Here is a 25,042-nt window from a genome sequence, read left to right as displayed (position 1 = left end):
GAATTCGTCCCATGACAGATGCGTCATGGCAGACCTCTTGCCGCCGACCGCAAATCACTGGCCAAGCCGCCAAGGATCGCCATATAAGACGGGCGAAATTCGGGAATTTTCATGAGCGCGCTGGCCAACCACGCATTTGCCAAGATGAACGGCATCGGCAACGAGATCGTCGTTGTCGACATGCGCGATTCTGCTGGCCGGGTGACGCCGGACGACGCCCGCGCGGTGGCGTCCGCGAATGGCGGCGTGGCTTACGACCAGCTCATGGTACTCTCGAGGCCGCGGCTGGGCGGCACCGAGGCCTTCATCAGCATCTACAACAATGACGGCTCGGAGGCCGGCGCCTGCGGCAACGGCATGCGTTGCGTGGTCCGCCGCATCTTCGAGAAGACCGGGCAGACCAGTGCGACGTTCGAGACCGCTGCGGGCCTGCTCAACGCCTGGCAGGGTCCGTCGCCCGATCTCTACACCGTGGACATGGGTGTGCCGAAGTTCGGCTGGCAGGACATTCCGCTGGCGGAAGAGTTCCGCGACACCCGCTACATCGAATTGCAGATCGGGCCGATCGACAATCCGATCCTGCATTCGCCCTCCGTGGTCAGCATGGGCAATCCGCACGCGATCTTCTGGGTCGATGACGTCGACGCTTACGATCTCGCGCGTTTTGGCCCGCTGCTGGAAAACCATCCGATCTTTCCGGAGCGCGCCAACATCACGCTCGCCCATATCGTCGATGACAAGCACATCACGATCCGCACCTGGGAGCGCGGTGCCGGCCTGACCAGGGCCTGCGGCTCGGCGGCCTGCGCCACCGCCGTGGCCGCGGCGCGGCTGAAGCGCGCCGAGCGCAATGTCGAGATCACGCTGCCCGGCGGCAAGCTCGGCATCGAATGGCGCGAGCGCGACGACCACGTGCTGATGACGGGCACCGCGACCTTCGAATATGAGGGCAGGTTCGATCCGGCGCTGTTCGCGCCGGTCGCCTGATGGCCGTCGACATCGTCACCTTCGGCTGCCGCCTCAACGCCTTCGAGGCCGAGGTGATGCGCCGCGAAGCCGAAGCTGCCGGGCTCGAGGACACCATCGTCATCAACAGTTGCGCGGTCACCAACGAGGCGGTGGCGCAGGCGCGGCAATCGATCCGCAAATTGAAGCGCGAACGGCCCGGCGCGCGCATCGTCGTGACCGGCTGCGCGGCACAGACGCAAGCGGCGATGTTCGCCGACATGGCCGAGGTCGATCGCGTCCTCGGCAATGACGACAAGATGCGCGCGTCTGCGTGGCAGGAGACGCGCAGCGCGTTGGACCTCGGCGCCTGCGAGAAGATTGCCGTCAGCGACATCATGGCTGTCAGGGAGATGGCGCCGCATCTCGTCGACGGCTATGCGGGCGGCCTGCCGCGCGTGTTCGTCCAGGTGCAGAACGGCTGCGACCATCGCTGCACTTTCTGCATCATCCCCTATGGCCGCGGCAATTCGCGCTCGGTGCCGATGGGCGCCGTGGTCGAGCAGGTGCGCACCCTGGCGATGCGCGGCCATGCCGAGATCGTGCTGACCGGCGTCGACCTCACCAGCTACGGCGCCGACCTGCCGGGCGCGCCCAAGCTCGGCCTGTTGACGAAGCAAATTTTGCGGCACGTGCCAGAGCTGAAGCGCCTGCGCATCTCCTCGATCGATTCGATCGAGGCGGATTCCGATCTGCTCGATGTCATTGCCGATGACGTGCGCCTGATGCCGCATCTGCACCTGTCGCTGCAATCAGGCGACGACATGATCCTGAAGCGCATGAAGCGGCGGCATTCGCGGCAGGACGCGATCGCGTTCTGCGACCAGGTCCGCCGCCTGCGCCCCGACGTCGTGTTCGGCGCCGACATCATCGCGGGCTTCCCGACCGAGACGGAAGAGATGTTCTCGCGTTCACTCGACCTCGTCGAGGCATGCGGGCTGACATTCCTGCACGTCTTCCCCTATTCGCCCCGCCCGGGCACGCCGGCCGCAAGGATGCCGCAGGTGGCGGGGCTGGCGATCAAGGAGCGTGCGAAGCGGCTGCGCGCGGCAGGCGAAGCGGCGCTGCGCAAGCGGCTGCAAGCGGAGGTGGGAAAGACGCGGCAGGTGCTGATCGAGAGCGAGGCGCAGGGCCGCACCGAGCATTATCTGCCGGTGGCGATTGCGGGCGAGCGTGTTGGAAGCTTGGTGTCGCGCAAGATTACCGGCAGCGATGGCGAGCGGCTGACTGCGTAGCTCGCTGCTTTTTCCTTCTCCCCTTGTTTGGAGAAGGTGGCGCGAAGCGCCGGATGAGGGGTTGTTGCAGCATACGCGATTACGAGCGGCTCGCTCGCTGAGAGAGACCCCTCACCCGTCTCGCCGCTACGCGGCGAGCCACCCTCTCCCACAAGGGGAGGGAAGAAACGTGCAACGCCGCATCCACCAAACAGGATTTACGACGCCCTGACCTGCCAGAATCGCAGCGTCCGCTTGGCATCCTCCGGCGTCATCCGCGCATAATGCACCTGCGCTCGCGCGAGGTCCGCGGGCTTCATCGCGCCGGTGGCGAAGCGACTTTCGAGCACGGCGATGGCGGTTTCCCAGCTGAGCTGAGCGGCCTTGCACGGCACCAGGAGCCCGTCGTCGCGCAGGCTCTGCATCAGCGGACGAATCACCTCGACGGTCGATCCGGACAAGGCGGCCAGGGCGGCGGCGGTCTCCTCGTAACGCCGCTGCCTGGCGAAGCCGAGCAGCGTTGCCTCGTTGAGCTGGCCGGTGGCTTTGAGCATCGCAATCGCGCGTTTGGCGCCCTCGAAATCGCGAACACCCGACATCTCGCGCTCGACGCCGACGGCGATGGCCGCGATCGCGCTCTGGATCTCCTCGAACAGATGCGGCGGCGCGCGCGACAACAGGCGGGCGCGCACGGCATCGGCGGCCGAGCGCAGCAATCGGCGGCGCAGCTCCGAGGGCAGGTCGACGCGGACGCCGACGCTGACGGCAAGCTCGGGATCCGCCTCGGCTTGGGAGACCATGAGCGCGAATCCGCTCCCGGAGACGCGCGCGCCGGGATTGGCGGCGAGCTTGCGGCTGACGCTGGGATAGCGGCGCGCCAGCAGCGCGTCGGTGACGATTTCCTTCAGCCACCAGCGGCCGGCGATCGCGAGCAGATGCGGCTCGCCCTTGGCTGATGCGATCTTCACCAGCTCGCCGTCGTCGAGGCGGGCGGATTCCTGCAGCACGGGACCGGCGATGCGGATCTCGTCGTTGCTGGCGAGGCGGCGGATCACGGAGGGCGGCGCCTGCGCGACCGGCGCCAGCTGCGCGCTGATCTCGGCGAGCGCGATGCGTGCGCCCATGTCGGCGAGCGCGCGCAGCTCGATGGTGCCGATCAGGCGATCGAGTACGTCGTCGAACAGCGCAATCTGCTCGTCGTCGAAACTGCCGGCGGAGGTGAGGAACAGGTCGGTGACCCGGCGGGCCGTTGCCAGGCCCTTCTCCGGCGAGCCGGCGCGAATCGCGGATTCGACCTCGTCGATGATCGATAGCCCGGCCGTGGACATGACGCGTTGCTCGTCCTGAGCGAATTGACGGAAGCTTGTTCTAAGCAATCGCGATCATGAGGGACGAGAACTGAAGGTTTCGTAAACCATGGGACGGAGAGCTTGGCGAGCTTCCGCCGCGAATGCGGTGGCCTCCCTCCCCCGCTTGCGGGGGAGGGTCGGGGAGAGGGTGTTTCCGGAACGGGACAGTCCCCAAGAGGACAAAGCCCTCACCCGGATCGCTTCGCGATCCGACCTCTCCCGCAAGCGGGAGAGGTGCACCGAACTTGCGGCACCTACTCGCCGTTCCAGCCGCAAGCCCTCAGCTTCTCGTGGATATGCGGCGGGGCCGGCGCCACAACGCGGACCGGCTCCTTGTTCCGGGAGATCGGCACCACGATCTCGCGGGAATGCAGGTGCAGCTTCGGCTCGCCGAAGCGCGGGCCGTTGCCGTAAATGTTGTCGCCGAAGATCGGCCAGCCGGTGGCCGACGAATGCACCCGCAATTGATGCGTCCGTCCCGTCACCGGTTCCATGGCGAGCCAGGTGAAGCCGTCGCCGCGGCCCATCACCTTCCAGTTGGTGACGGCCTTCTGGCCTTCCGGATCGGGCTTCTGCCACCAGCCGCGCTCGGCATTGAGCCGTCCCAGCGGCATGTCGATGGTGCCTTCGTCTTCGGCGGGGCCGCCCTCGACCACGGTCCAGTAGGTCTTGCCGATCTTGCCGTGCTTGAACAACAGGCCGAGCGAGGCGGTCGCCTTGCGATGGCGGCCGAGCACGAGGCAGCCGGAGGTGTCCTTGTCCAGCCGGTGGGCCAGCACCGGCGGGCGCGGCAGGCCGAAGCGCAGCGCGTCGAAGGAATCCTCCAGATTGGGACCGCCCTTGGGGCCGCGATGCACCGGCAGGCCGGCCGGCTTGTCGATGATGAGCATCAGGCCGTCGCGATGGAGCACGCGCGACAAAATCTCCTCGGCGGTCAATTGGGGAACATCGAGCAATTGCAAGACTTTCGTTTGGAAGCGGGAACGGCTAACACGCCTCCATGAACGATACCACCTCCGAGACCCCCAAGCTGAGCTGGTGGCGCCGCCTGTCCAACGGGCTGAAGCGCACCTCGTCCTCGCTCGGGACCGCGGTCGCCGACCTCGTCACCAAGCGCAAACTCGACCGCGCCATGCTCGACGACATCGAGGACGTGCTGCTGCGCGCCGATCTCGGCACCTCCGTCGCAGTGCGCATTGCGGATGCGGTCGGCACCGGCCGCTACGACAAGGCGATCTCGGCGGACGAGGTCAAGGACGTCGTCGCCACCGAGGTCGAGAAGGTGCTGGCGCCGGTGGCAAAGCCGCTCGAGATCGATGCGGCCAGGAAGCCGTTCGTCATCCTCGTGGTCGGCGTCAATGGCTCCGGCAAGACCACCACGATCGGCAAGCTCTCGCAGAAATTCGCCTCCGAAGGCCGCAAGGTGATGCTCGCCGCCGGCGACACGTTTCGCGCAGCGGCGATCGAGCAGCTCAAGGTCTGGGGCGAGCGCACGAAGACGCCCGTCATCGCGGGCGCGCAGGGCTCGGATTCCGCAAGCCTTGCCTTCAACGCGCTCACCGCCGCCAGGGAGCAGAACATCGACGTGCTGCTGATCGACACCGCCGGGCGTCTGCAGAACAAGGCCGAGCTGATGAACGAGCTCGAAAAGGTCGTGCGCGTCATCCGCAAGGTGGATGACACTGCGCCGCATGCGGTGCTGCTGGTGCTGGACGCCACCGTCGGCCAGAATGCGCTGTCGCAGGTCGAGGCGTTCCATCGCACCGCCGGGGTCACCGGCCTCGTCATGACCAAGCTCGACGGCACCGCGCGCGGCGGCATCCTGGTGGCGCTCGCCGAGAAGTTCAAGCTGCCGGTGCATTTCATCGGCGTCGGCGAAGGTGTCGACGATCTCGCGCCCTTCACCGCGCGCGATTTCGCCCGCGCCATCGCCGGAATCGAGTCATAGGTTTCTTTCGTCATCCCCCGCGAAGGCGGGGGATCCAGTATTCCAAGCCGCCTGTGGTCTACAATCGGCGGCACGGCGTACTGGATGCCCCGCCTGCGCGGGGCATGACAGCAACAAAGGTCAGGTAATGGACAAGACCCAGCCGCATCCGCTGTTCAAGCTCGCGACCGAGCTCGGTCCGCTGCTCGTGTTCTTCTTCGTCAACGCGAAGTTCAACCTGTTCGCCGCGACAGGGGCCTTCATGGTGGCGATCGCAATCGCGATGGTCGCGTCCTACGTGGTGACGCGCCACATCCCGATCATGGCGATCGTGACGGGCGTGATCGTGCTGGTGTTCGGCACGCTGACCCTGGTGCTGCACGACGAGACCTTCATCAAGCTCAAGCCGACCATCATCTACGGCCTGTTCGCGGCGATCCTCGGCGGCGGCCTGTTGTTCGGCCGTTCCTTCATCGCCGTGATGTTCGACCAGGTGTTCAACCTGACGCCGCAGGGCTGGCGCATCCTCACGCTGCGCTGGGCGCTGTTCTTCGCCGGCATGGCGGTGCTGAACGAGCTCATCTGGCGCACGCAGAGCACGGACTTCTGGGTGAACTTCAAGGTGTTCGGCGTCACCCCCCTGACCATGATCTTCGCCATCGCCCAGATGCCGCTGACCAAGCGCTACCACCTCGAGCCGGTGTCGCTGGAGAGGAGCGAGGCCGAGGCGGGGGACATCAGCAAGGGCTGACGGTCCCGTGTCCCGGACGCGCGAAGCGCGAGCCGGGACCCAGTCTCTTTCCAAACGTGACGTCGTGGTGACATGGGCCCCGGCTCTGCAGCGCATAAGGATCGCGGCGCTGCGTCCGGGGCACGAGATGGCTTACGAGCCGGCCTTCAACGCCTTCTCCATCTGCGGCATCAGCACCGTCCGCAGATTGTCCGGCGTGATAGGGCCGACCAGCTTGTAGACGATGGTGCCCTCGCGGCCGACGACGAATGTCTCCGGCACGCCGTAGACGCCCCATTCGATCGAGGCGCGGCCGTTGGCGTCGACGCCGACGCGGCTGAACGGGTTGCCGTAGCGGCCGAGGAAGCGGCGCGCGTTGTCGGCGGCGTCCTTGTAATTGATGCCGACCAGCTGGAAGCGCTTGTCCTTGGCCAGCTCGGTCAGCAGCGGCGCCTCGTCGTGGCACGGCACGCACCAGGACGCCCAGACATTGACGAGGCTGACCTTGCCCTTGAACGCGGCGGGATCGAGGCCCGGCACCTGCGCGCCGTTGTCCTGCAACCCCGCGAGCTCAGGCAAGATGGTCTGCGGCGCCGGACGGCCGATCAGCGCCGAAGGAATCCGCGAGATATCGCCGCTGCCGAGCCGGAACCAGAACAGCAGCGCAAGCCCGATGAAGGCGATCAGCGGCAGCACCATCAGGAAAGTGCGGCGCTGCGGCGCCGCGGAAGCGGGTTGATCGCTCATCGCAGGTCCGTCGCGCTGCGGCCGGACCGGCGCGTGATGCCGCGCTCCTCGAGCTCGCGCAGGCGCTGGGTCTGATTGCGATAGTCGAGCGCGATCCAGCCGATCAGGATCGCGACCACGAGCGCCGCCGCCGCATAGGACGTCACGATGAAGGATGCATAGGGACCGAGCGACATCATCATGCGGCCCCGACTTCGTTCGCATTTTGCCCGTGCGAGCCGGCGCCCATCTCGCTCGAGAACGCGACGCGGCTCGCCTGCATCATCTGCAGCGAGCGGACCCGGCGGCGCAGGATCTCGTTGCGCATCGCCGCCAGATGCAGCGTCACGAACAGCAGCGTGAAGGCGACCGCCATCACCAGCAGCGGAATCAGGAACGATTTGTCGAGGGCCGATCCGCCCATGCGCATCACCGAGGCCGGCTGGTGCAGCGTGTTCCACCAGTCGACCGAGAATTTGATGATCGGCAGATTGAGTGCGCCGACCAGGGTCAGCACCGCGGCGGCGCGTGCCGCGCGCGAGGGATCGTCGACCGCGCGCCACAGCGCCATCAGGCCGAGATACATCAGGAACAGAATCAGCACCGAGGTCAGCCGCGCATCCCATTCCCAATAGGTGCCCCACATCGGCCGGCCCCACAGCGATCCCGTGAGCAGCGCCAGGAAGGTGAAGGCGGCGCCGATCGGCGCGGCCGCCTTGGCGGCGACGTCGGCGAGCGGATGCCGCCACACCAGCGTGCCCAGCGAGGCGATGCTCATGACGCCCCAGACGAACATCGACAGCCAGGCGTTGGGCACGTGGATGAACATGATCTTCACCGTCGCGCCCTGCTGGTAGTCGTCGGGCGCGAGCGCGGCTTGATAGAGACCGATCGCGAGCAGGACGACGGTCGCGGCCGCGAGCCACGGCAGGACCCGCGCTGTCAGCGCGAGGAACCGCGTGGGGTTGGCGAGGTCGATCAGTGACATGGTACCCTGATAATCATCGATGGCCGCTCAGGCAATCAGCACGAAAGTGCGGGGCGAAAGTTGATCGGGGTCAAGGCCGGTCGCGTGCATCTCAATCGAGCCCGTGGCGCAGGCTCGCTGCAGCTGCGAAGGGGCCGATCACGAGGCTGACCAGCGACAGCGCGCACAGGATCGAGAACGGCGCGCCGAACGTCATTGGGCCGACGATCACGGCCTGCGAGGCCGCAACCCCGAAAATCAGCACCGGAATCGACAGCGGCAGCACCAGCACTGCCATCAGCAGGCCGCCGCGGTGCAGCGTGACCGCCAGCGCCGCGCCGATCATGCCGGTGAAGGTCAGCGCCGGGGTGCCCGCCAGCAGCGTCAGCGCCACCGCCCCGGTCGCGACCATGTCGAGGTTGAGCAGCAGGCCGAGCACGGGGGTTGCGACAATCAGCGGCAGGCCCGCCGCCAGCCAATGCGCCAGCGCCTTGGCGGCGCAAGCGAGTTCCAGCGGTGTCCGGCTCATCGTGATCAGGTCGAGCGAACCGTCCTCGTGGTCGGCCATGAACAACCGGTCCAGGGTCAGCAGGCTCGCCAGCAGCGCGCCGAGCCAGAGGATGGCCGGCCCCAGCCGCGACAGCAGCGCCAGATCCGGCCCGACCGCGAACGGCATCAGCACCACCACGGTCAGGAAGAACAGCACCCCGATCAGCGCCCCGCCGCCGACGCGGAGCGCGATCCGGATGTCCCGGCGAATGAGGGCGGACAGGGCAGTCATGGCGGGCTCCCCTCGTGCCGCAAGGGCGGTGCGCTCCCTCCCCAGCTTGCGGCGGAGGGCTGGCGAGAGGGGGTCTCGACGACGAAGGCTCCCCCAGAGGAGAGAGGAGAGGGAACGGAGAGGCCGGTGCCTAGCCGCTCGGAAAGCTGAGGGTGCATGGGGATCACGCCGCACCCCCGATCCGCAGCTCCCGGGATTCGATCCCGAGCGGAGCATGGGTCGCCGCGACGATGAGGCCGCCGCGCGCGAGGTGCTCGCGCATCAGGCCGCCAAACATGTCCTGGCCGGCAACGTCCAGCGCATTGGTGGGCTCGTCCAGCAGCCAGACCGGGCGGCGGACGGTCAGCAGGCGCGCCAGCGACAGCCGGCGGCGCTGGCCCGCCGAGAGGAAGCCCGCAGGCAGATGGGTGGCATGGTCGAGCCCGACGGTGGCGAGGGTCGCGGCCGCGTCGCCGCGCTCGCCGCCCAGGAAATCAGCCCAAAAGGTCAGGTTCTCCGCCACGCTGAGGGCCGGCTTCAGGGCATCGCGATGGCCGAGGTAATGGCACTGCTCCGGCAGCGTCAGCTCGGCATCGCCGCCTGCGAGCGCGATCTGGCCGCCCGCCGGCACCAGCAGGCCCGCGATCAGCCGCAGCAGCGAGGTCTTGCCCGAGCCGTTGCGGCCGACCACCGCCACGGCCTCACCGGAGACCGCGGCGAAATCGAGCCCGGCAAACACCTGGCGGCCGCCGCGCACGCAGGCAACTCCCTGTCCGGAGAGCCGCATCTCGCCTCGTTTCAATTCACTCAAAGCCGGGCCTCAGGAAAACTTGGGGTAGCGCATGGGAATTTTTGGCTCGCGATTGCTGCGGCACGATTGTGGCTGTGGCGGTGCGGTTAGAAAGCTTCTATAAGCCCGGAACTACTTGATGCAGCAACTCAACCTGCCCCTGCAAGCGGCCCAGCCTGATACGCTGACGGTGTTAAGATACCCTGCCGGGTATAGCTAACAATTGGGATTCCTACATGACCTCGCTCGACAGCTTCAAATGCAAAAAGACCCTCAAGGTCGGCGCCAAGACCTACGTCTATTACAGCCTGCCCACGGCCGAGAAGAATGGTCTGAAGGGAATTTCCAAACTTCCCTATTCGATGAAGGTGCTGCTCGAGAACCTGCTGCGCAACGAGGACGGCCGTTCGGTCAAGAAAGAGGACATCGTCGCCGTCTCCAAATGGCTGCGCAAGAAGTCGCTGGAGCATGAGATCGCGTTCCGTCCGGCGCGCGTGCTGATGCAGGACTTCACCGGCGTGCCGGCGGTGGTCGACCTCGCCGCGATGCGCAACGCGATGCAGAAGCTCGGCGGTGACGCCGAGAAGATCAATCCCCTGGTGCCGGTCGACCTCGTCATCGACCATTCGGTGATCGTGAACTTCTTCGGCGACAACAAGGCCTTCGGCAAGAACGTCACCGAGGAATACAAGCAGAACCAGGAGCGCTACGAGTTCCTGAAATGGGGCCAGAAGGCGTTCTCGAACTTCTCCGTGGTGCCGCCCGGCACCGGCATCTGCCACCAGGTCAACCTGGAATATCTGGCCCAGACGGTCTGGACCAAGAAGGAGAAGATGACGGTCGGCAAGAAGACCGGCACCTTCGAGGTCGCCTATCCCGACTCACTGGTCGGCACCGATTCCCACACCACCATGGTCAACGGTCTGGCCGTGCTCGGCTGGGGCGTCGGCGGCATCGAGGCGGAAGCCTGCATGCTCGGCCAGCCGCTGTCGATGCTGCTGCCCAACGTCGTCGGCTTCAAGCTGAAGGGCGCACTGAAGGAAGGCGTCACCGCCACCGACCTCGTGCTGACCGTGACGCAGATGCTGCGCAAGCTCGGCGTGGTCGGCAAGTTCGTCGAGTTCTTCGGCCCCGGTCTCGACCACCTCTCCGTTGCCGACAAGGCCACCATCGCCAACATGGCCCCCGAATACGGCGCGACCTGCGGCTTCTTCCCTGTGGACGCCGCCGCGCTCGACTATCTCAAGACCTCCGGCCGTGCCTCGGCGCGCGTTGCGCTGGTGCAGGCCTATGCCAAGGCGCAGGGCCTGTTCCGCACCGCCAAGTCGCCCGATCCGGTGTTCACGGAAACGCTGACCCTCGACCTCGGCGACGTCGTGCCGTCGATGGCCGGCCCGAAGCGCCCGGAAGGCCGCATTGCGCTGCCGACGGTCGCGGATGGCTTCTCGCTTGCGCTCGGCAGCGAGTACAAGAAGGCCGAGGAGCCCACCAAGCGCTTCCCGGTCGAAGGCAAGAACTTCGATATCGGCCATGGCGACGTCGTGATCGCCGCGATCACCTCCTGCACCAACACCTCGAATCCGAGTGTCCTGATCGGCGCCGGCCTGCTGGCGCGCAACGCCGCGGCGAAGGGCCTCAAGGCCAAGCCGTGGGTGAAGACCTCGCTCGCCCCGGGCAGCCAGGTGGTCGCCGAATATCTCGCCAATTCCGGCCTGCAGCCCTATCTCGACAAGGTCGGCTTCAACCTGGTCGGCTTCGGCTGCACCACCTGCATCGGCAATTCCGGTCCGCTGCCTGAAGAGATCTCGAAATCGATCAACGACAACGGTGTGGTCGCGGCCGCCGTGCTCTCCGGCAACCGCAACTTCGAAGGCCGCGTCTCGCCGGACGTGCAGGCGAACTACCTGGCCTCGCCGCCGCTGGTCGTTGCCTACGCGCTCGCCGGCAGCGTCACCAAGAACCTCGCCACCGAGCCGCTCGGCGAGGGCAAGGACGGCAAGCCGGTCTACCTGAAGGACATCTGGCCGACGACCAAGGAGATCAACGCCTTCATGAAGAAGTTCGTGACCGCGTCGATCTTCAAGAAGAAGTACGCCGACGTGTTCAAGGGCGACACCAACTGGCGCAAGATCAAGACGGTCGAGAGCGAGACCTATCGCTGGAACATGTCTTCGACCTACGTGCAGAACCCGCCCTATTTCGACGGCATGAAGAAGGAGCCGGAGCCGGTCACCGATATCGTCGAGGCGCGCATCCTCGCCATGTTCGGCGACAAGATCACCACCGACCACATCTCGCCGGCCGGTTCGATCAAGCTCACCTCGCCCGCGGGCAAGTATCTCAGCGAGCACCAGGTGCGTCCCGCCGACTTCAACCAGTACGGCACGCGCCGCGGCAACCACGAAGTGATGATGCGTGGCACCTTCGCCAACATCCGCATCAAGAACTTCATGCTGAAGGGCGCCGACGGCAACATTCCGGAAGGCGGCCTCACCAAGCACTGGCCCGACGGCGAGCAGATGTCGATCTATGACGCCGCGATGAAGTACCAGGAAGAGAAGGTGCCGCTGGTGGTGTTCGCCGGTGCCGAATACGGCAACGGCTCCTCGCGCGACTGGGCGGCCAAGGGCACGCGTCTGCTCGGCGTGCGCGCCGTGATCTGCCAGAGCTTCGAGCGCATCCATCGCTCCAACCTCGTCGGTATGGGCGTGCTGCCGCTGACCTTCGAGGAAGGCACCTCCTGGTCCTCGCTCGGCCTGAAGGGCGACGAGAAGGTCACGCTGCGCGGCCTCGTCGGCGACCTCAAGCCGCGCCAGAAGCTGACCGCGGAGATCGTCTCCGGCGACGGCTCGTTGCAGCGCGTTTCGCTGCTCTGCCGCATCGATACGCTGGACGAGCTCGACTACTACCGCAACGGCGGTATCCTGCACTACGTGCTGCGCAAGCTCGCGGCGTAAGCGCGGATTTGTGAACAATGGCTCACTGCGAAGTGAGTAGAAGCCCAAACGAAGGCGGCCTATCACAAGGCCGCCTTCGCGCGTTTGCGGCACGCTTCGGATCGGCCCGCCCGGCGAAAAGCTTCGCATCGGACGGACAGGCGTGCCGTGCCCGTAAGACTACGGTGACCATCAGGCGATAGAATCCTTCCCTATGAGTGACGGTGTGTGACGTTCGACATGACAGCAATGACGGCTTCTCATCTTTCGCGTTGGTCTGGTGCGCTCTGGTCGGGAGCTCTCGGCATCTGTGCCATCGTCGCCGTCATCCGGCCCGCCGAGGCTGAACCCCGTGCCGTCGTCGAACTGTTCACCTCGCAGGGCTGCTCGTCCTGCCCGCCCGCCGACCAGATCATCGGCGATCTTTCGAAAGACCCGTCGATCATCGCGCTGAGCATGCCGATCGATTACTGGGACTATCTGGGCTGGAAGGACACGTTGGCGGATTCGCGTTTCTCGGCGCGGCAGCGCGCCTATTCGCGCATGCGTGGCGACCGCGAGGTCTACACCCCGCAGGTCGTGGTCAACGGCTCCACCCATGTCGTCGGTAACGATCGTGCCGGCATCGAGAATGCGATCGGCAAGGCCACCAAGGGTACGGGCGTGATGAGCGTGCCGGTGACCATGTCGCTCGCGGGCAAGCAGATCAACGTCTCGGTCGCCGCGAGCAACGAGCCGGCCGTCTCGCGCGGCGAGGTCTGGATCTGCTCGATCGCCAAGTCGGTGCCGATCGCGATCACCCGCGGCGAGAATCGCGGGCAGCAGGTCACCTATCACAACGTGGTGCGCAACCTGCTCAAGGTCGGCGACTGGACCGGACGTCCGGAAAGCTGGACGGTGCCGATCGAGAACCTCACGCGCGACGGCGTCGATGGTGCTGTGGTCTACGTCCAGGACGGCAGCCGCGAACGACCGGGCCCGATGCTGGGCGCGGCGTACACGTCGCTGCATTGAAGAGCGCAGCGCGTTCTCAAGAATCAGCCTCTCGTCATTCCGGGGCGCGCCAATTGGCGCGAGCCCGGAATCCATCAATCCACTTGCTGAGACGAGAAATGGATTCCGGGCTCGCACTCCGTGCGCCCCGCAATGACTGAGGCAACGGAAACGTCCCGGCACAAACAAAAAAGGACCAACTTGCGTTGGCCCTCCTTGTGGTGCGTACAGACCCGATCCTGTTCGACCCCGGGGGGCTGGGGGCTGAGGAATCCGGAACCGAAAGGACCGGGTCAACGCACACCAATCTTTTCGCAATGCAGGGCGGCAGTCGCTAGGCGGAAAAGCGGCGATACTATGATTCCTGCTAACGATCCCGTGACGGTTTGCCGCGACAGAGTTCCACCTTTGCGTGTGGGAGGAGTCGCGGTGGATTCGACCGGTTGAAAGCAGGCACCGGGTTCCATCGAGGGCCCTTGCGGCGAAGAACGGTTGGCGCAATCATGCCCTTGTCATGATCCGGTTCCGGGGACGGTTCGCGGACCGGGTTAAGTGGTGCGATGAGGAGGCTCTCCATGAGTCTGATGTCGGAGGATGCCGATCCGAGCGAGCAGCGCGCGGCGGCGCGCCCCGCCGCCGTGAATGTGCAACAGATCAGGGTGACGTTCAACCGGCTCGAGCTGAACCGTATCCTCAATCTCTACGGCCGCATGGTCGCCGACGGCGAGTGGCGCGACTATGCCATCGACTTCCTGAAGGACCGCGCCGTTTTCTCGGTCTATCGCCGCGCCTCGGAAGTGCCGATCTATCGTATCGAGAAGGATCCGCGCCTGGCGCGCAAGCAGGGCATGTACAGCGTGATTTCGGCGACCGGCCTGATCCTGCGCCGCGGCCACGAGCTGGAGCGCGTGCTGCTGGTGATCGATCGGAAGCTGGCGGTGGTGTAGACGGCAGTCCCGTAGCCCGGATGGAGCGCAGCGCAATCCGGGGCCGCTGTGTCGGCGGATGGACTTGTCCCGGATTGCGCTCCATCCGGGCTACAAGCTGAGCCTACTTCGTTGGTACCGTTCTCGCGCCCTCGCCGAGGTCGCGCTGCATCATCACCGTATCCAGCCAGCGGCCGAATTTCAGCCCGACATTGGGATGCGTGCCGATCATCCTGAAGCCGCCCCTGGTGTGCAGGCCGATCGAGCCGGCATTGGCGGAATCGCCGATCACCGCGATCATCTGGCGAAAGCCGCGCGCCTCGCATTCGCCGACCAGGCGCTCCAGCAGCAACGAGCCGATACCGCGGCGGTGGAAAGAAGGATCGAGATAGATCGAGTTCTCGACCGTGAAGCGATAGGCCGGCCGCGGCCGGTAGGCGCCGGCATAGGCGTAGCCGGCCACGCGTCCCTCGAGGATGGCGACGAAATAGGGATAGCCGCCGTCGATCAGCGTGCGGTAGCGGCGCGTCATCTCCCCGAGGTCGGGCGGCTCCAGCTCGAATGTCGCGGTGCCCTCGCGGACGGCCTGCTGGTAGATGGCGGTGATGGCGGGAAGGTCGGCCTCTAGCGTGGGCCTGATTTCGGGTGCGGACATGGGAGGAAGATTAAAGTCTTCCCGCGGCCGCTGGAAGGGGCTCCGCCGCCTCCGCCCCCATCATTGCGAGCATAACCTCCTCCGCCGTCATTCCCCGCGAAGGCGGGGAATCTAGTACGCCGCGGCCTCTCGGTCACTCGCGACTGCCTCTGGAATACTGGATCGCCCGCCTTCGCGGGCGATGACACTGTGCATGTGGCTCTACCGCGCCCTCCAAACAAAAACCCCGGCCGCGAGGCCGGGGTTCGTGTCGTTCGCTCTGGTCCGTCGCTTACTCGCGCTGGCCGAGCAGCTGCAGCAGCAGCGTGAACAGGTTGATGAAGTTCAGGTACAGCGACAGTGCGCCGGTGATGGCCGCGCGCTCTGCGATGTCACCGCCGGCCGAGGCATAGCCGTAGATGTAGTCGTTCTTCAGCCGCTGGGTATCCCAGGCGGTGAGGCCCGAGAACACCAGCACGCCGACCACCGACACGATGAACTGCAGCATCGAGCTGGCCAGGAACAGGTTCACCAGGCTGGCGAGAACGATACCGATCAGGCCCATGAACAGGAACGAGCCCATGCCGGTAAGGTCACGTTTGGTGGTGTAGCCATAGAGGCTCAGGGCACCGAAGGTGGCCGCGGTGATGAAGAACACCCGCACGATCGAGGTGTGCGTGAACACCAGGAAGATCGACGACAGCGAGATGCCCATCAGCGCCGAGAACACCCAGAACAGGATCTGGGCGGTCGAGGGAGCCAGACGGTTGATGCCCGCCGAGATCACGAACACCATCGCCAGCGGCGCGAGCATGAACAGCCACTTCAGGGGGCTGACGAACATCGCGTAGCCGAACGGCGTCAGGAACAGCTTGCCGACGCGCACCGCGTCCGGCGTCGCGACGTCGGTCACGGCAGCCATGTAGACGCCGAGCGCGGCGAGGCCGGTGATGGCCAGGCCGATGGTCATGTAGTTGTAGATGCGCAGCATGTAGGCGCGCAGGCCGGCATCGACCGTCGCGGCGTCAACACGCCCGGCGGCCCTGCCGAAAGGAGAAGCGTAGTTACGGTCTAGGTCCGACATGGTCGAATTCCCGTTGGTTGGTCCGGTCCGGCACGAGGGTCGCCATGCCGCCGGTTCGTCAAATTCCATCTCGGATACCGACGCCAGCCGGCTAAATTTTGGCTAACGATCCGGACTCCGAACCCATTCGATATGTGGGAAACTAACACATCCGCTGCAACCTTCCACGCGCGGCTGAATGTCGCCCTTGGCGGCAATCCTGACGCGAACCTGACGGGCAGTCGTGGTTAATCGCGGGAATCGTGCGATTCCGCATCGGTGCGAGCATCCGCTACCATTTGTCACAAATTCCGCAACACCGTGGCGGGCTTTTTGTTCAACGCCAGCAGCGTGCCCGCGAGCCCGAGCCCGACGGTGACGACGAGCGCGGCCGCCACAACCCCGGCCGCGCTGCCGGCCTGCCAGACGAAGCTGAGCGTCATCAGCCGCGTCACGATCATCCAGGCCGCGACGCTGCCGGCGATCACCCCGAACAAGGCGGTGGCGAGCCCGATCAGGAGGTATTCGAGCGCATAGGCGCCCAGCAGCCGCAGCCGCGTCGCGCCCAGCGTCTTCAGGATCACGGCATCGTAGACCCGGTGGCGATGACCGGCGGCAAGCGCCCCGCCCAGCACCAGGATCGCCGAGATCAGGGTCACCGCGCTGGCGCCGCGAATCGCCAGCGCCAGATTGGTCACCACCGAGCCGACGGTCTCCATCACCTCGCGCACCCGCACGCTCGTCACCATCGGATAGGCGTCGGCCACCTGCCTGATGATCTTGCCGTCGGCTGCGGCATTTCCGCCCGGTTCCGTCAGCGTCGCGATATGGGTGTGCGGCGCGCCCTTGAAGGCGTTCGGCGAGAACACCAGGACGAAGTTGATGCCGAGCCCCTGCCAGTCGATGGTGCGCAGATTGCCGATCCTGGCCGGGATGTCGCGGCCGAGCACGTTGACCACGATCTCGTCGCCGAGCTTTAGGCCCAGTCCGTCGGCGATCTTCTTCTCCATCGAGACCAGGGTCGGGCCGGAATAATCGGCGCTCCACCATTCGCCCTCGACCACCTTGGAGCCTTTCGGCAGCTCGCCGGTATAGGTCAGGCCGCGGTCGCTCTGCAGCACCCATTCGGAATCGGCGGACGGCTTGAGCTCTTCGGCACGCAGTCCGCGCGCGGCGACGATGCGCCCGCGCAGCATCGGGACGTCCTCGACCTTCGCGCCGGGCGCGATCTTGCGGAGATAATCGTCGAACGGTGCGGCCTGCCCGCTCGGAATGTCGATGAAGAAGAACGACGGTGCCTGATCGGGGAGGGCCGCGAGGAACTGCCGCCGCAGATTGCCGTCGATCTGGGTGATGGTGACGAGCACGGCGAGCCCGAGCCCCAGCGACAGCACGACCGAGGGCGTCAGTGCGCCCGGCCGGTGGATGTTGGCGATCGCGAGCCGCAGCATCGGCAGCCGCGTCCGCGGCAGCCGCCGCGCGATCGCCATCAGCAGGGCGGCGATGCCGCGCAGCAGTGCGAACACGACGACCGAGGAGGCCACGAACACCGCGGCGATGCGCTTGTCGAAGGAGAGCCCGATCACCACGGTGATGAGCAGGGCGATCACCACGCCCATGAACACGAGATAGCCCGCGCGCGGCCGGTGCCATTCCGAGCTGACGGTGTCGCGGAACAAGGCGGCCACCGGTACGTCGTGGACGCGTCCGAGCGGCCACAGGCCGAAGGCCAGCGCGGTCAGGAGGCCGTAGAGGAACGACAGCGCGAGCTCGTCGGCATGCAGGGCCGGCACCACCGGCAGCGGCAGCAGCTTGCCGAACAGGCCGACGATGGCGAACGGCATGGCGGCGCCGAGCGCAAGGCCGATCACCGAGCCGATGCCCGCGAGCACGAGAACCTGCGCCAGATAGATGCCGAACACGTCGCGGCCGGTGGCGCCGACGGCCTTGAGGGCCGCGATCACCTCGATCCGGCGGTCGATATGGCTCTTCACCGCATTGGCGACGCCGACCCCGCCGACCAGCAGCGCGGCGAGCCCGACCAGCGTCAGGAACTGGGTGAAGCGGTTGATGTTGCGTTCGAGCTGCGGCGAGGCGTTGGAGCGGCTGCGGATCTCCCAGCCGGCCTGCGGCGCGGCGCTCCGCGCATCCGCGATGAAGGCTTCGGTGGCGCGCTCGTTGTTGGCGGCCTCAGGCAGCTTCACCCGGTAGACCCAGCGCACCAGGCTGCCGGGCTGGATCAGGTCGGTGGCGCGCAGGCCGGCCTGGCTGATCAGGAAGCGCGGGCCGAAGCCGATGCCGCCGGCGAGCTTGTCGGGCTCGGCTTCGACCGTCGAGCGGATCTGGAAGGTCGCCGAGCCGATCGTGACACGGTCGCCGGTCTTCAGCGACAGCCGCGCCAGCAGGGTCGGATCGGCGGCCGCGCCGAACGCGCCGTCGCGCTCCGCGAGCAGGTCGGACATCGCCAGCTGTGGCGCCAGCGTGAGCTGGCCCAGCATCGGATAGGTGTCGTCGACCGCCTTCATCTCGACCAGTGCGAGCTGGCCGTCGGCCGCGCGCGCCATGCCGCGCAAGGTGGCGGCGGTCGACACCGTGCCGCGCGAGCGCAGGAAGGCAACTTCCTCGGGCTTGGCTTCGCGCTGGAACAGCACGAAGGAGACGTCGCCGCCGAGCAGTGTGCGGCCCTCGCGGGCAAGGCCGTCGGAGAGGCTCGCCGACACCGAGCCGACGCCGGCGATCGCCATCACGCCGAGCGCGATACAGGCGATGAAGACGTAGAAGCCGCGCAGGCCGCCGCGCAATTCGCGCAGCGCATAACGCAGCGACAGCGCGACGCCGTTCGGCTTCGCAAAGGGCTCGGCCGCCGTGCTCATGCCGGCGCAGTCTGCGTGTCGATGCGGCCCGAACGCAGGCGGATGACGCGATCGCAGCGATGCGCCAGCGAGGAATCGTGCGTCACCAGCACCAGGGTCATGCCGCGCTCGGCGTGCTTGCTGAACAGGAGATCGACGATCTGTTGTCCGGTGGCCTCGTCGAGATTGCCGGTCGGCTCGTCGGCGACGAGGATGGCGGGATCGGGCGCCAGCGCGCGGGCCAGCGCGACGCGCTGCTGCTCGCCGCCGGAGAGCTGCGTCGGATAATGATGAAGGCGGTCGCCGAGCCCGACCGATTGCAGCTCCTCCGCCGCGCGCCTCGCGGCATCGGGATTGCCGGCAAGCTCGAGCGGCACCGCGACGTTCTCCAGCGCCGTCATGGTCGGGATCAGATGAAAGGACTGGAAGACGATGCCGACCTGCCGGCCGCGAAAGCGGGCCAGCGCGTCCTCGTCGAGGGCATTGAAAGGCGTGCCTGAGACCACCACCTCTCCGCTGTCAGGACGCTCCAGCCCCGCCATCACCATCAGCAGCGTGGATTTGCCCGAGCCTGACGGGCCGATCAGGCCGACCGTCTCGCTACGGCCGACCCGCAAGCTGATATTCTTGAGGATATGAACGCGTGCCGCGCCCGTGCCCAATGAGAGATTGACGTTGGAGATGGCGATGGTGTCCGCCGACGTGACGGCGAGCGAAGAGGGATCGATGCGAGTGTCCATGGTCCGGTCATATGGCAACTCCGATAGCGCGGTCGAGAGGCGTTACGGATTGTTCATGCACATAGCCGTGTTGATGCTCGCCTTCATGACAATGGCGAACCCGGCCTGGGCGGACGCGACAAAGCCGATCAAGCTCGTCGTGCTCGGCGATTCCCTGAGCGCCGGCCTCGGCCTGCCGGCTCAGGACGCATTCCCCCAGAAGCTCAAAAAAGCTTTGCATGCCAAGGGTATAGCGGTCGACATGACCAATGCCGGGGTGTCCGGCGACACCACCTCGGGCGGCCGCGACCGGCTCGACTGGTCGGTCCCCGAGGGAACCGACGGCGTCATCGTCGAGCTCGGCGCCAACGACGCCCTGCGCGGCATCGCCCCCGATCTGGCGCGCGCCGCGCTCGCCGACATCGTCCAGCGGCTCAAGGCGCGCAAGATCGCAGTGATGCTGTGCGGCATGCTGGCGCCGCCGAATTACGGCGCCGATTATGCCGCGCGGTTCAATTCGATTTATCCGGATCTGGCGAAACAATTCGACGTGCCGCTCTACCCCTTCTTTCTGGAGGGCGTTGCGGCCGACGCCAAGCTCAACCAGCCCGACGGCATTCACCCGACCGCTGAAGGCGTCGACATCATCGTCGGCAACATCATGCCCGCCGTGCAGGCATTCGTTGGCACGATCGCTAAGCAACGGCGTTGAAAGCAGGCAGCGCTATCAGTAATTCCCAGGGTTTTTCCGGGATGAGGCGCGGCGTGCTTCGCAGAGTCACACAACTGCGATAGGAATCAGGGTACCGGTGATTCGTCGCCGGCTCTAATTTGGATATGATCCTGCTCGGGGATCGTACCCAAGCATCGGGAGTGCGAAACGATGCCGCGTTTGTTCACGGGTCTGGAAATTCCGGCCGAGATCGGCCAGGCGCTTTCCAACTTGAGAGGAGGCCTTCCCGGCGCCCGCTGGATCGATCCCGAAAATTATCACGTCACCCTGCGCTTCATCGGCGACATCGACGGCGCCTCCGCCAACGAGATCGCCTCGATGCTGTTTCGCGTCGACCGCAAGCCGTTCGAGGTCAAGGTGCAGGGCCTGACCAGCTTCGGCGGCCGCAAGCCGCGCGCCGTCGTCGCGACCATCGCGCCGAACAAGCCGCTGATGGAATTGCAGGCCGAGCTCGAACGCATGATGCAGCGGATCGGTCTCAACCCGGAAGGCCGCAAGTACATCCCGCATGTGACGCTGGCCCGGCTGCACGATGCCACCGACCGCGACGTCGCCGACTATCTCTCGCTGCGCGGCTATTTCCCGAGCAAGGCGTTCATGGCCGAGCGCTTCGTGCTGTTCTCATCGCGCGCCTCGACCGGCGGCGGGCCGTACGTGGTCGAAGACGCCTACGAGCTGTGCGAGTAGCAACCGCTCTCGTGTCCCGGACGCAGCGCGCCACGCAGTGGTGCACTGCTGAGCCGGGGCCCATCGCTCCAAGTTCGGTGTACGAAACAGTGGGTCCCGGCTCTGCGCAGCGTCACGCCGGACGATGCTTCGCATTGCAAGGAGTGCCGCAGCGCGTCCGGGACGCGGAACGCATAGCGCCCCGCACCAATTGACGGCTTGCAATTTCCGCCGGTCTCTGGCGGTAAAGGGTCATGCTCTCGACCCCGAGTTCCCCCTTCAGCGAAGCCTATCAGGCCCAGATCGCCGCCGGCGCGATCGAGCCCGATGCCGCGCAGGCCGAGGTCGCCGAGGCCTATGCGGCGCTCGACCTGCGGCTTGCGACCTACAGCCCCAAGCGCAAGCAGGGCCTGCTCAGCCGCCTGTTCGGCGGCGGCGACAAGGACGATGTGCCGCGCGGGCTCTACATTCATGGCGAGGTCGGCCGCGGCAAGACCATGCTGATGGATCTGTTCTTCCAGCACTCCGATGTCGAGCACAAGCGCCGCGCGCATTTCCACGAATTCATGGCCGATGTGCATGAGCGCATCTACGACTATCGCCAGGGCATCGCGCGCGGCGAGATCGCCGACGGCGACGTCATCGCACTGACCGCGAATGCGATCTTCGAGGAGAGCTGGCTGCTCTGCTTCGACGAATTCCACGTCACCGACATCGCGGATGCGATGATCCTGGGACGGCTGTTCGCCAAATTGTTCGAGCTCGGCACCGTCGTGGTCGCGACCTCGAACGTGGCGCCTGACGATCTCTACAAGGGCGGCCTGAACCGGTCGCTGTTCCTGCCCTTCATCAAGCAGATCACCGACCACATGGACGTCGCGCGGCTCGATGCGCGCACCGACTTCCGGCTGGAGAAGCTGCAGGGCGTGCCGATGTGGCTGACGCCGGCCGATCGCGATGCGGACGCTGCACTCGATCGCGCCTGGTCGCGGATGTCGGGCGGCGCCAAATGCCGTTCGCGCGACATTTCGATCAAGGGCCGCATCCTGCACGTGCCGTGCTCCGCTCACGGCGTGGCGCGGTTTTCGTTCGCCGACCTCTGCGAGAAGCCGCTCGGCGCATCGGATTACCTCAGGCTGGCGCACGATTATCACACCATCCTGGTCGACCATATTCCAGTGATGGATTTCTCCCAGCGCAACGCCGCCAAGCGCTTCATCACGCTGATCGACACGCTCTATGACAATGCGGTGAAGCTGATGGCCTCGGCCGACGCCAACCCGATTTCGCTGTACCTCGCCCATGAGGGCACTGAGGCCATGGAGTTCAAGCGGACCGCCTCGCGCCTGATCGAGATGAGCTCGGAGTCCTACCTGGCGCTGGCTCACGGCCGCAAGGATTCCACCGCCAGCGGCTCCACCAAGGGCCTGGTCGAGACTTAAGTCCTATTTGCCACTGCCGTCATTCCGGGGCGCGCGTCAGCGCGAACCCGGAATCCCGAGATTGTCGCGCGAGATTCCGGGGTCGTGCTCCGCACGCCCCGGAATGACAGGGCTGCGTGCCCGCGGCCGCGCCAAGCCCGACAATTGGGCATTGGGCGACTTGAACGGGGGAGGCGAAAGGGATAACCACCCGTCTCAGTTTTCCCCTCCTTACGTGTCTAAAGGACAGGCTCACATGGCGCGCGACAAGATTGCTTTGATTGGCTCCGGTCAGATCGGCGGAACGCTGGCTCACCTCATCGGCCTGAAGGAACTGGGCGACGTCGTGATGTTCGACATCGCCGAGGGCGTGCCGCAGGGCAAGGCGCTCGACATCGCGCAGTCCTCGCCGGTCGATGGCTTCGACGCGCACTACACCGGCGCCAATTCCTACGAGGCGCTCGACAATGCCAAGGTCTGCATCGTCACCGCCGGCGTGCCGCGCAAGCCCGGCATGAGCCGCGACGACCTGCTCTCCATCAACCTCAAGGTCATGGAGCAGGTCGGTGCCGGTATCAAGAAGTACGCGCCCGACGCCTTCGTCATCTGCATCACCAATCCGCTCGACGCGATGGTCTGGGCGCTGCAGAAGGCTTCCGGCCTGCCGCACAAGAAGGTCGTCGGCATGGCCGGCGTGCTGGACTCGGCCCGCTTCCGCTACTTCCTGGCCGACGAATTCAACGTCTCCGTTGAAGACGTCACCGCCTTCGTGCTCGGCGGCCATGGCGACACCATGGTGCCGCTGGTGAAGTATTCCACCGTCGCCGGCATTCCGCTGCCCGACCTCGTCAAGATGGGCTGGACCTCGCAGGCGCGCCTCGACGAGATCGTCGACCGCACCCGCAACGGCGGCGCCGAGATCGTCAACCTGCTCAAGACCGGCTCGGCCTTCTACGCGCCGGCCGCCTCGGCAATCGCGATGGCCGAGAGCTATCTGCGTGACAAGAAGCGCGTGCTGCCCTGCGCCGCCTATCTCAACGGCGAGTACAGCGTGAAGGACATGTATGTCGGCGTGCCCGTCGTGATCGGCGCCAAGGGCGTCGAGCGCGTCGTCGAGATCGAGCTTGCCGGCAAGGATCGCGAGGCCTTCGACAAGTCGGTCGGTGCCGTGCAGGGTCTGGTCGATGCCTGCAAGAAGATCGCACCTGATCTTCTCGGCCGCTGAGGCGCAAACAATCCCGCCGAAGATCGAAACCCGGTCTTCGGCGGTTTCACTTCCGCACCCCGCTGACCGGGGTGGGGTTCCGGTTCCGGCAGAGATCTCGATGTCAAAGAATCCGGGTTGCAGTTCCTGTGGTATATGGTATGCCAGCCACAAGACTGAGGTGGGCCCTATAGGTCACCGCCCGCGGGTTCAGGGAGCGACCATATGAATATCCATGAATATCAGGCCAAAGCGCTGCTGCATGAATTCGGCGTTCCGATTTCGCGCGGCGTAGCGGTTCTCAAGGCCTCGGACTCCGACGCCGCCGCAAGGAAGCTTCCCGGCCCGGTCTGGGTGGTGAAGAGCCAGATCCATGCCGGCGGGCGCGGCAAGGGCAAGTTCAAGGAGGCGTCCGCCGGGGACAAGGGCGGAGTCCGCATCGCCAAGTCGGTGGAAGAGGTCAACGAATTCGCCAAGCAGATGCTGGGCGCCACGCTGGTGACCGTGCAGACCGGCCCGGCCGGCAAGCAGGTCAACCGCCTCTACATCGAGGACGGCTCCGACATCGACAAGGAATTCTACCTCTCGATCCTGGTCGACCGCGAGACCTCGCGCGTCTCCTTCGTGGTGTCGACCGAAGGCGGCGTCAACATCGAGGACGTCGCCCACAACACGCCCGAGAAGATCGTCACTTTCTCGGTCGATCCCGCCACCGGCATCATGGGCCATCACGGCCGCACCGTGGCGAAGGCGCTGAATCTATCCGGCGACCTCGCCAAGCAGGCCGAGAAGCTCACCGCGCAGCTCTACGCCGCCTTCGTCGCCAGGGACATGTCGATGCTGGAGATCAATCCGCTCGTCGTCACCAAGCAGGGCGAGCTCCGCGTGCTCGACGCCAAGGTGTCGTTCGATGACAACGCCATGTTCCGCCATCCCGAGATCGCGGTGTCGTTGCGCGATCTGACCGAGGAAGACGCCAAGGAAATCGAGGCGTCGAAATACGATCTCAACTATGTCACGCTCGACGGCGACATCGGCTGCATGGTCAACGGCGCTGGTCTCGCCATGGCGACGATGGACATCATCAAGCTCTACTGCATGGCGCCGGCGAACTTCCTCGACGTCGGCGGCAGCGCCAGCAAGGAGAAGGTCGCCGCCGCGTTCAAGATCATCACCGCCGATCCCAACGTGAAGGGCATCCTGGTCAACATCTTCGGCGGCATCATGAAGTGCGACGTGATCGCCGAGGGCGTCACGGCGGCGGTTCGCGAAGTCGGCCTCAGCGTGCCGCTGGTGGTCCGCCTCGAGGGCACCAACGTCGAGCTCGGCAAGAAGATCATCCGTGAATCCGGCCTCAACGTGGTGCCGGCCGACAATCTCGACGACGCCGCGCAGAAGATCGTGAAGGCCGTCAAGGGAGGCTAACG

The 25,042-nt window shown here is 65.9% G+C and carries 23 protein-coding genes; 12 read left to right on the top strand and 11 right to left on the bottom strand.

The window, feature by feature from the left end:
- Window positions 1-111 precede the first annotated feature (111 nt).
- Together dapF and mtaB are read left to right on the top strand one after the other, a co-directional pair.
- The gene (dapF, locus tag DCM80_RS11500) at window positions 112-987 is read left to right on the top strand and encodes a diaminopimelate epimerase (RefSeq protein ID WP_257197062.1); all 876 of its coding nucleotides are present in this window, start codon (window positions 112-114) and stop codon (window positions 985-987) included.
- Window positions 987-2,240: a tRNA (N(6)-L-threonylcarbamoyladenosine(37)-C(2))-methylthiotransferase MtaB gene (mtaB, locus tag DCM80_RS11495; protein ID WP_257197061.1), complete on the top strand. Its 1,254-nt coding sequence runs from the start codon at window positions 987-989 to the stop codon at window positions 2,238-2,240. The genes dapF and mtaB overlap by 1 nt, the downstream gene beginning before the upstream one ends.
- A gap of 197 nt (window positions 2,241-2,437) precedes the next feature.
- Here mtaB and DCM80_RS11490 read toward each other — a convergent pair whose 3' ends face one another.
- Entirely contained in the window at window positions 2,438-3,547 is a 1,110-nt protein-coding gene (locus DCM80_RS11490; RefSeq protein WP_257197060.1) for a DUF2336 domain-containing protein, read from the bottom strand.
- Between the two features lie 275 nt (window positions 3,548-3,822).
- Complete coding sequence (locus DCM80_RS11485) at window positions 3,823-4,524, bottom strand: RluA family pseudouridine synthase (protein WP_257197059.1); 702 nt, start codon at window positions 4,522-4,524, stop codon at window positions 3,823-3,825.
- A gap of 44 nt (window positions 4,525-4,568) precedes the next feature.
- On the opposite strand from DCM80_RS11485, the gene ftsY reads away from it, so the two are divergent.
- Window positions 4,569-5,516: a signal recognition particle-docking protein FtsY gene (ftsY, locus tag DCM80_RS11480; protein ID WP_257197058.1), complete on the top strand. Its 948-nt coding sequence runs from the start codon at window positions 4,569-4,571 to the stop codon at window positions 5,514-5,516.
- A 127-nt stretch (window positions 5,517-5,643) separates the two neighbouring features.
- Complete coding sequence (locus tag DCM80_RS11475; protein WP_257197057.1) at window positions 5,644-6,246, top strand: septation protein A; 603 nt, start codon at window positions 5,644-5,646, stop codon at window positions 6,244-6,246.
- A 132-nt stretch (window positions 6,247-6,378) separates the two neighbouring features.
- Here DCM80_RS11475 and DCM80_RS11470 read toward each other — a convergent pair whose 3' ends face one another.
- The 5 genes from DCM80_RS11470 to ccmA form a co-directional block, all read right to left on the bottom strand.
- On the bottom strand, window positions 6,379-6,972 hold the full coding sequence (locus DCM80_RS11470) for a DsbE family thiol:disulfide interchange protein (RefSeq protein ID WP_257197056.1): 594 nt from the start codon (window positions 6,970-6,972) through the stop codon (window positions 6,379-6,381).
- Window positions 6,969-7,154: a heme exporter protein CcmD gene (gene ccmD, locus DCM80_RS11465; protein ID WP_257197054.1), complete on the bottom strand. Its 186-nt coding sequence runs from the start codon at window positions 7,152-7,154 to the stop codon at window positions 6,969-6,971. Before ccmD ends, DCM80_RS11470 begins: the two co-directional genes overlap by 4 nt.
- The gene (locus tag DCM80_RS11460) at window positions 7,151-7,939 is read right to left on the bottom strand and encodes a heme ABC transporter permease (protein ID WP_257178884.1); all 789 of its coding nucleotides are present in this window, start codon (window positions 7,937-7,939) and stop codon (window positions 7,151-7,153) included. The genes ccmD and DCM80_RS11460 overlap by 4 nt, the downstream gene beginning before the upstream one ends.
- Window positions 7,940-8,030: 91 nt before the next feature.
- Entirely contained in the window at window positions 8,031-8,699 is a 669-nt protein-coding gene (ccmB, locus tag DCM80_RS11455) for a heme exporter protein CcmB (protein WP_028150494.1), read from the bottom strand.
- Window positions 8,700-8,862: 163 nt separating this feature from the next.
- Window positions 8,863-9,465, bottom strand: coding sequence for a heme ABC exporter ATP-binding protein CcmA (gene ccmA / locus DCM80_RS11450; RefSeq protein WP_257197051.1), 603 nt, complete (start codon window positions 9,463-9,465; stop codon window positions 8,863-8,865).
- Between the two features lie 239 nt (window positions 9,466-9,704).
- Here ccmA and acnA point away from each other — a divergent pair, with 239 nt between their 5' ends.
- The 3 genes from acnA to DCM80_RS11435 all read left to right on the top strand — a co-directional run bounded on the left by acnA (window position 9,705) and on the right by DCM80_RS11435 (window position 14,344).
- Window positions 9,705-12,425, top strand: a complete 2,721-nt coding sequence (gene acnA, locus DCM80_RS11445; protein ID WP_257197049.1) for an aconitate hydratase AcnA — start codon at window positions 9,705-9,707, stop codon at window positions 12,423-12,425.
- 219 nt (window positions 12,426-12,644) lie between these two features.
- Window positions 12,645-13,418, top strand: coding sequence for a thioredoxin family protein (locus DCM80_RS11440; protein ID WP_257178882.1), 774 nt, complete (start codon window positions 12,645-12,647; stop codon window positions 13,416-13,418).
- A gap of 554 nt (window positions 13,419-13,972) precedes the next feature.
- Complete coding sequence (locus DCM80_RS11435; protein WP_257197047.1) at window positions 13,973-14,344, top strand: DUF2794 domain-containing protein; 372 nt, start codon at window positions 13,973-13,975, stop codon at window positions 14,342-14,344.
- Between the two features lie 103 nt (window positions 14,345-14,447).
- Here DCM80_RS11435 and DCM80_RS11430 read toward each other — a convergent pair whose 3' ends face one another.
- From DCM80_RS11430 to DCM80_RS11415, 4 genes are all read right to left on the bottom strand, one after another.
- Window positions 14,448-14,978 carry a GNAT family N-acetyltransferase gene (locus DCM80_RS11430; RefSeq protein ID WP_257197046.1) on the bottom strand — a complete coding sequence of 177 codons (531 nt, stop codon included), beginning with the start codon at window positions 14,976-14,978 and terminating at the stop codon, window positions 14,448-14,450.
- Window positions 14,979-15,249: 271 nt separating this feature from the next.
- The gene (locus DCM80_RS11425; protein ID WP_257178879.1) at window positions 15,250-16,041 is read right to left on the bottom strand and encodes a Bax inhibitor-1/YccA family protein; all 792 of its coding nucleotides are present in this window, start codon (window positions 16,039-16,041) and stop codon (window positions 15,250-15,252) included.
- Window positions 16,042-16,322: 281 nt separating this feature from the next.
- Window positions 16,323-18,893 (bottom strand): ABC transporter permease, encoded by a 2,571-nt coding sequence (locus DCM80_RS11420; RefSeq protein WP_257197045.1) that lies wholly within the window; start codon window positions 18,891-18,893, stop codon window positions 16,323-16,325.
- Entirely contained in the window at window positions 18,890-19,612 is a 723-nt protein-coding gene (locus tag DCM80_RS11415) for an ABC transporter ATP-binding protein (RefSeq protein ID WP_257178877.1), read from the bottom strand. Before DCM80_RS11415 ends, DCM80_RS11420 begins: the two co-directional genes overlap by 4 nt.
- 55 nt (window positions 19,613-19,667) lie before the next feature.
- On the opposite strand from DCM80_RS11415, the gene DCM80_RS11410 reads away from it, so the two are divergent.
- The 5 genes from DCM80_RS11410 to sucC all read left to right on the top strand — a co-directional run bounded on the left by DCM80_RS11410 (window position 19,668) and on the right by sucC (window position 25,040).
- Entirely contained in the window at window positions 19,668-20,303 is a 636-nt protein-coding gene (locus DCM80_RS11410) for an arylesterase (RefSeq protein ID WP_257197044.1), read from the top strand.
- A 171-nt stretch (window positions 20,304-20,474) separates the two neighbouring features.
- Complete coding sequence (gene thpR / locus DCM80_RS11405; protein WP_028133278.1) at window positions 20,475-21,011, top strand: RNA 2',3'-cyclic phosphodiesterase; 537 nt, start codon at window positions 20,475-20,477, stop codon at window positions 21,009-21,011.
- Window positions 21,012-21,244: 233 nt separating this feature from the next.
- On the top strand, window positions 21,245-22,432 hold the full coding sequence (gene zapE, locus DCM80_RS11400; RefSeq protein ID WP_257197043.1) for a cell division protein ZapE: 1,188 nt from the start codon (window positions 21,245-21,247) through the stop codon (window positions 22,430-22,432).
- Between the two features lie 235 nt (window positions 22,433-22,667).
- Window positions 22,668-23,636 (top strand): malate dehydrogenase, encoded by a 969-nt coding sequence (mdh, locus tag DCM80_RS11395; RefSeq protein ID WP_028133274.1) that lies wholly within the window; start codon window positions 22,668-22,670, stop codon window positions 23,634-23,636.
- 204 nt (window positions 23,637-23,840) lie between these two features.
- On the top strand, window positions 23,841-25,040 hold the full coding sequence (gene sucC / locus DCM80_RS11390) for an ADP-forming succinate--CoA ligase subunit beta (RefSeq protein WP_257197042.1): 1,200 nt from the start codon (window positions 23,841-23,843) through the stop codon (window positions 25,038-25,040).
- Window positions 25,041-25,042: the final 2 nt, after the last annotated feature.

It is taken from the genome of Bradyrhizobium sp. WBOS08 (assembly GCF_024585125.1).
Lineage (GTDB): Bacteria > Pseudomonadota > Alphaproteobacteria > Rhizobiales > Xanthobacteraceae > Bradyrhizobium > Bradyrhizobium japonicum_B.
Note: the sequence above shows the minus strand (reverse complement) of the source record. Positions and strands in the feature narration are given on the sequence as shown.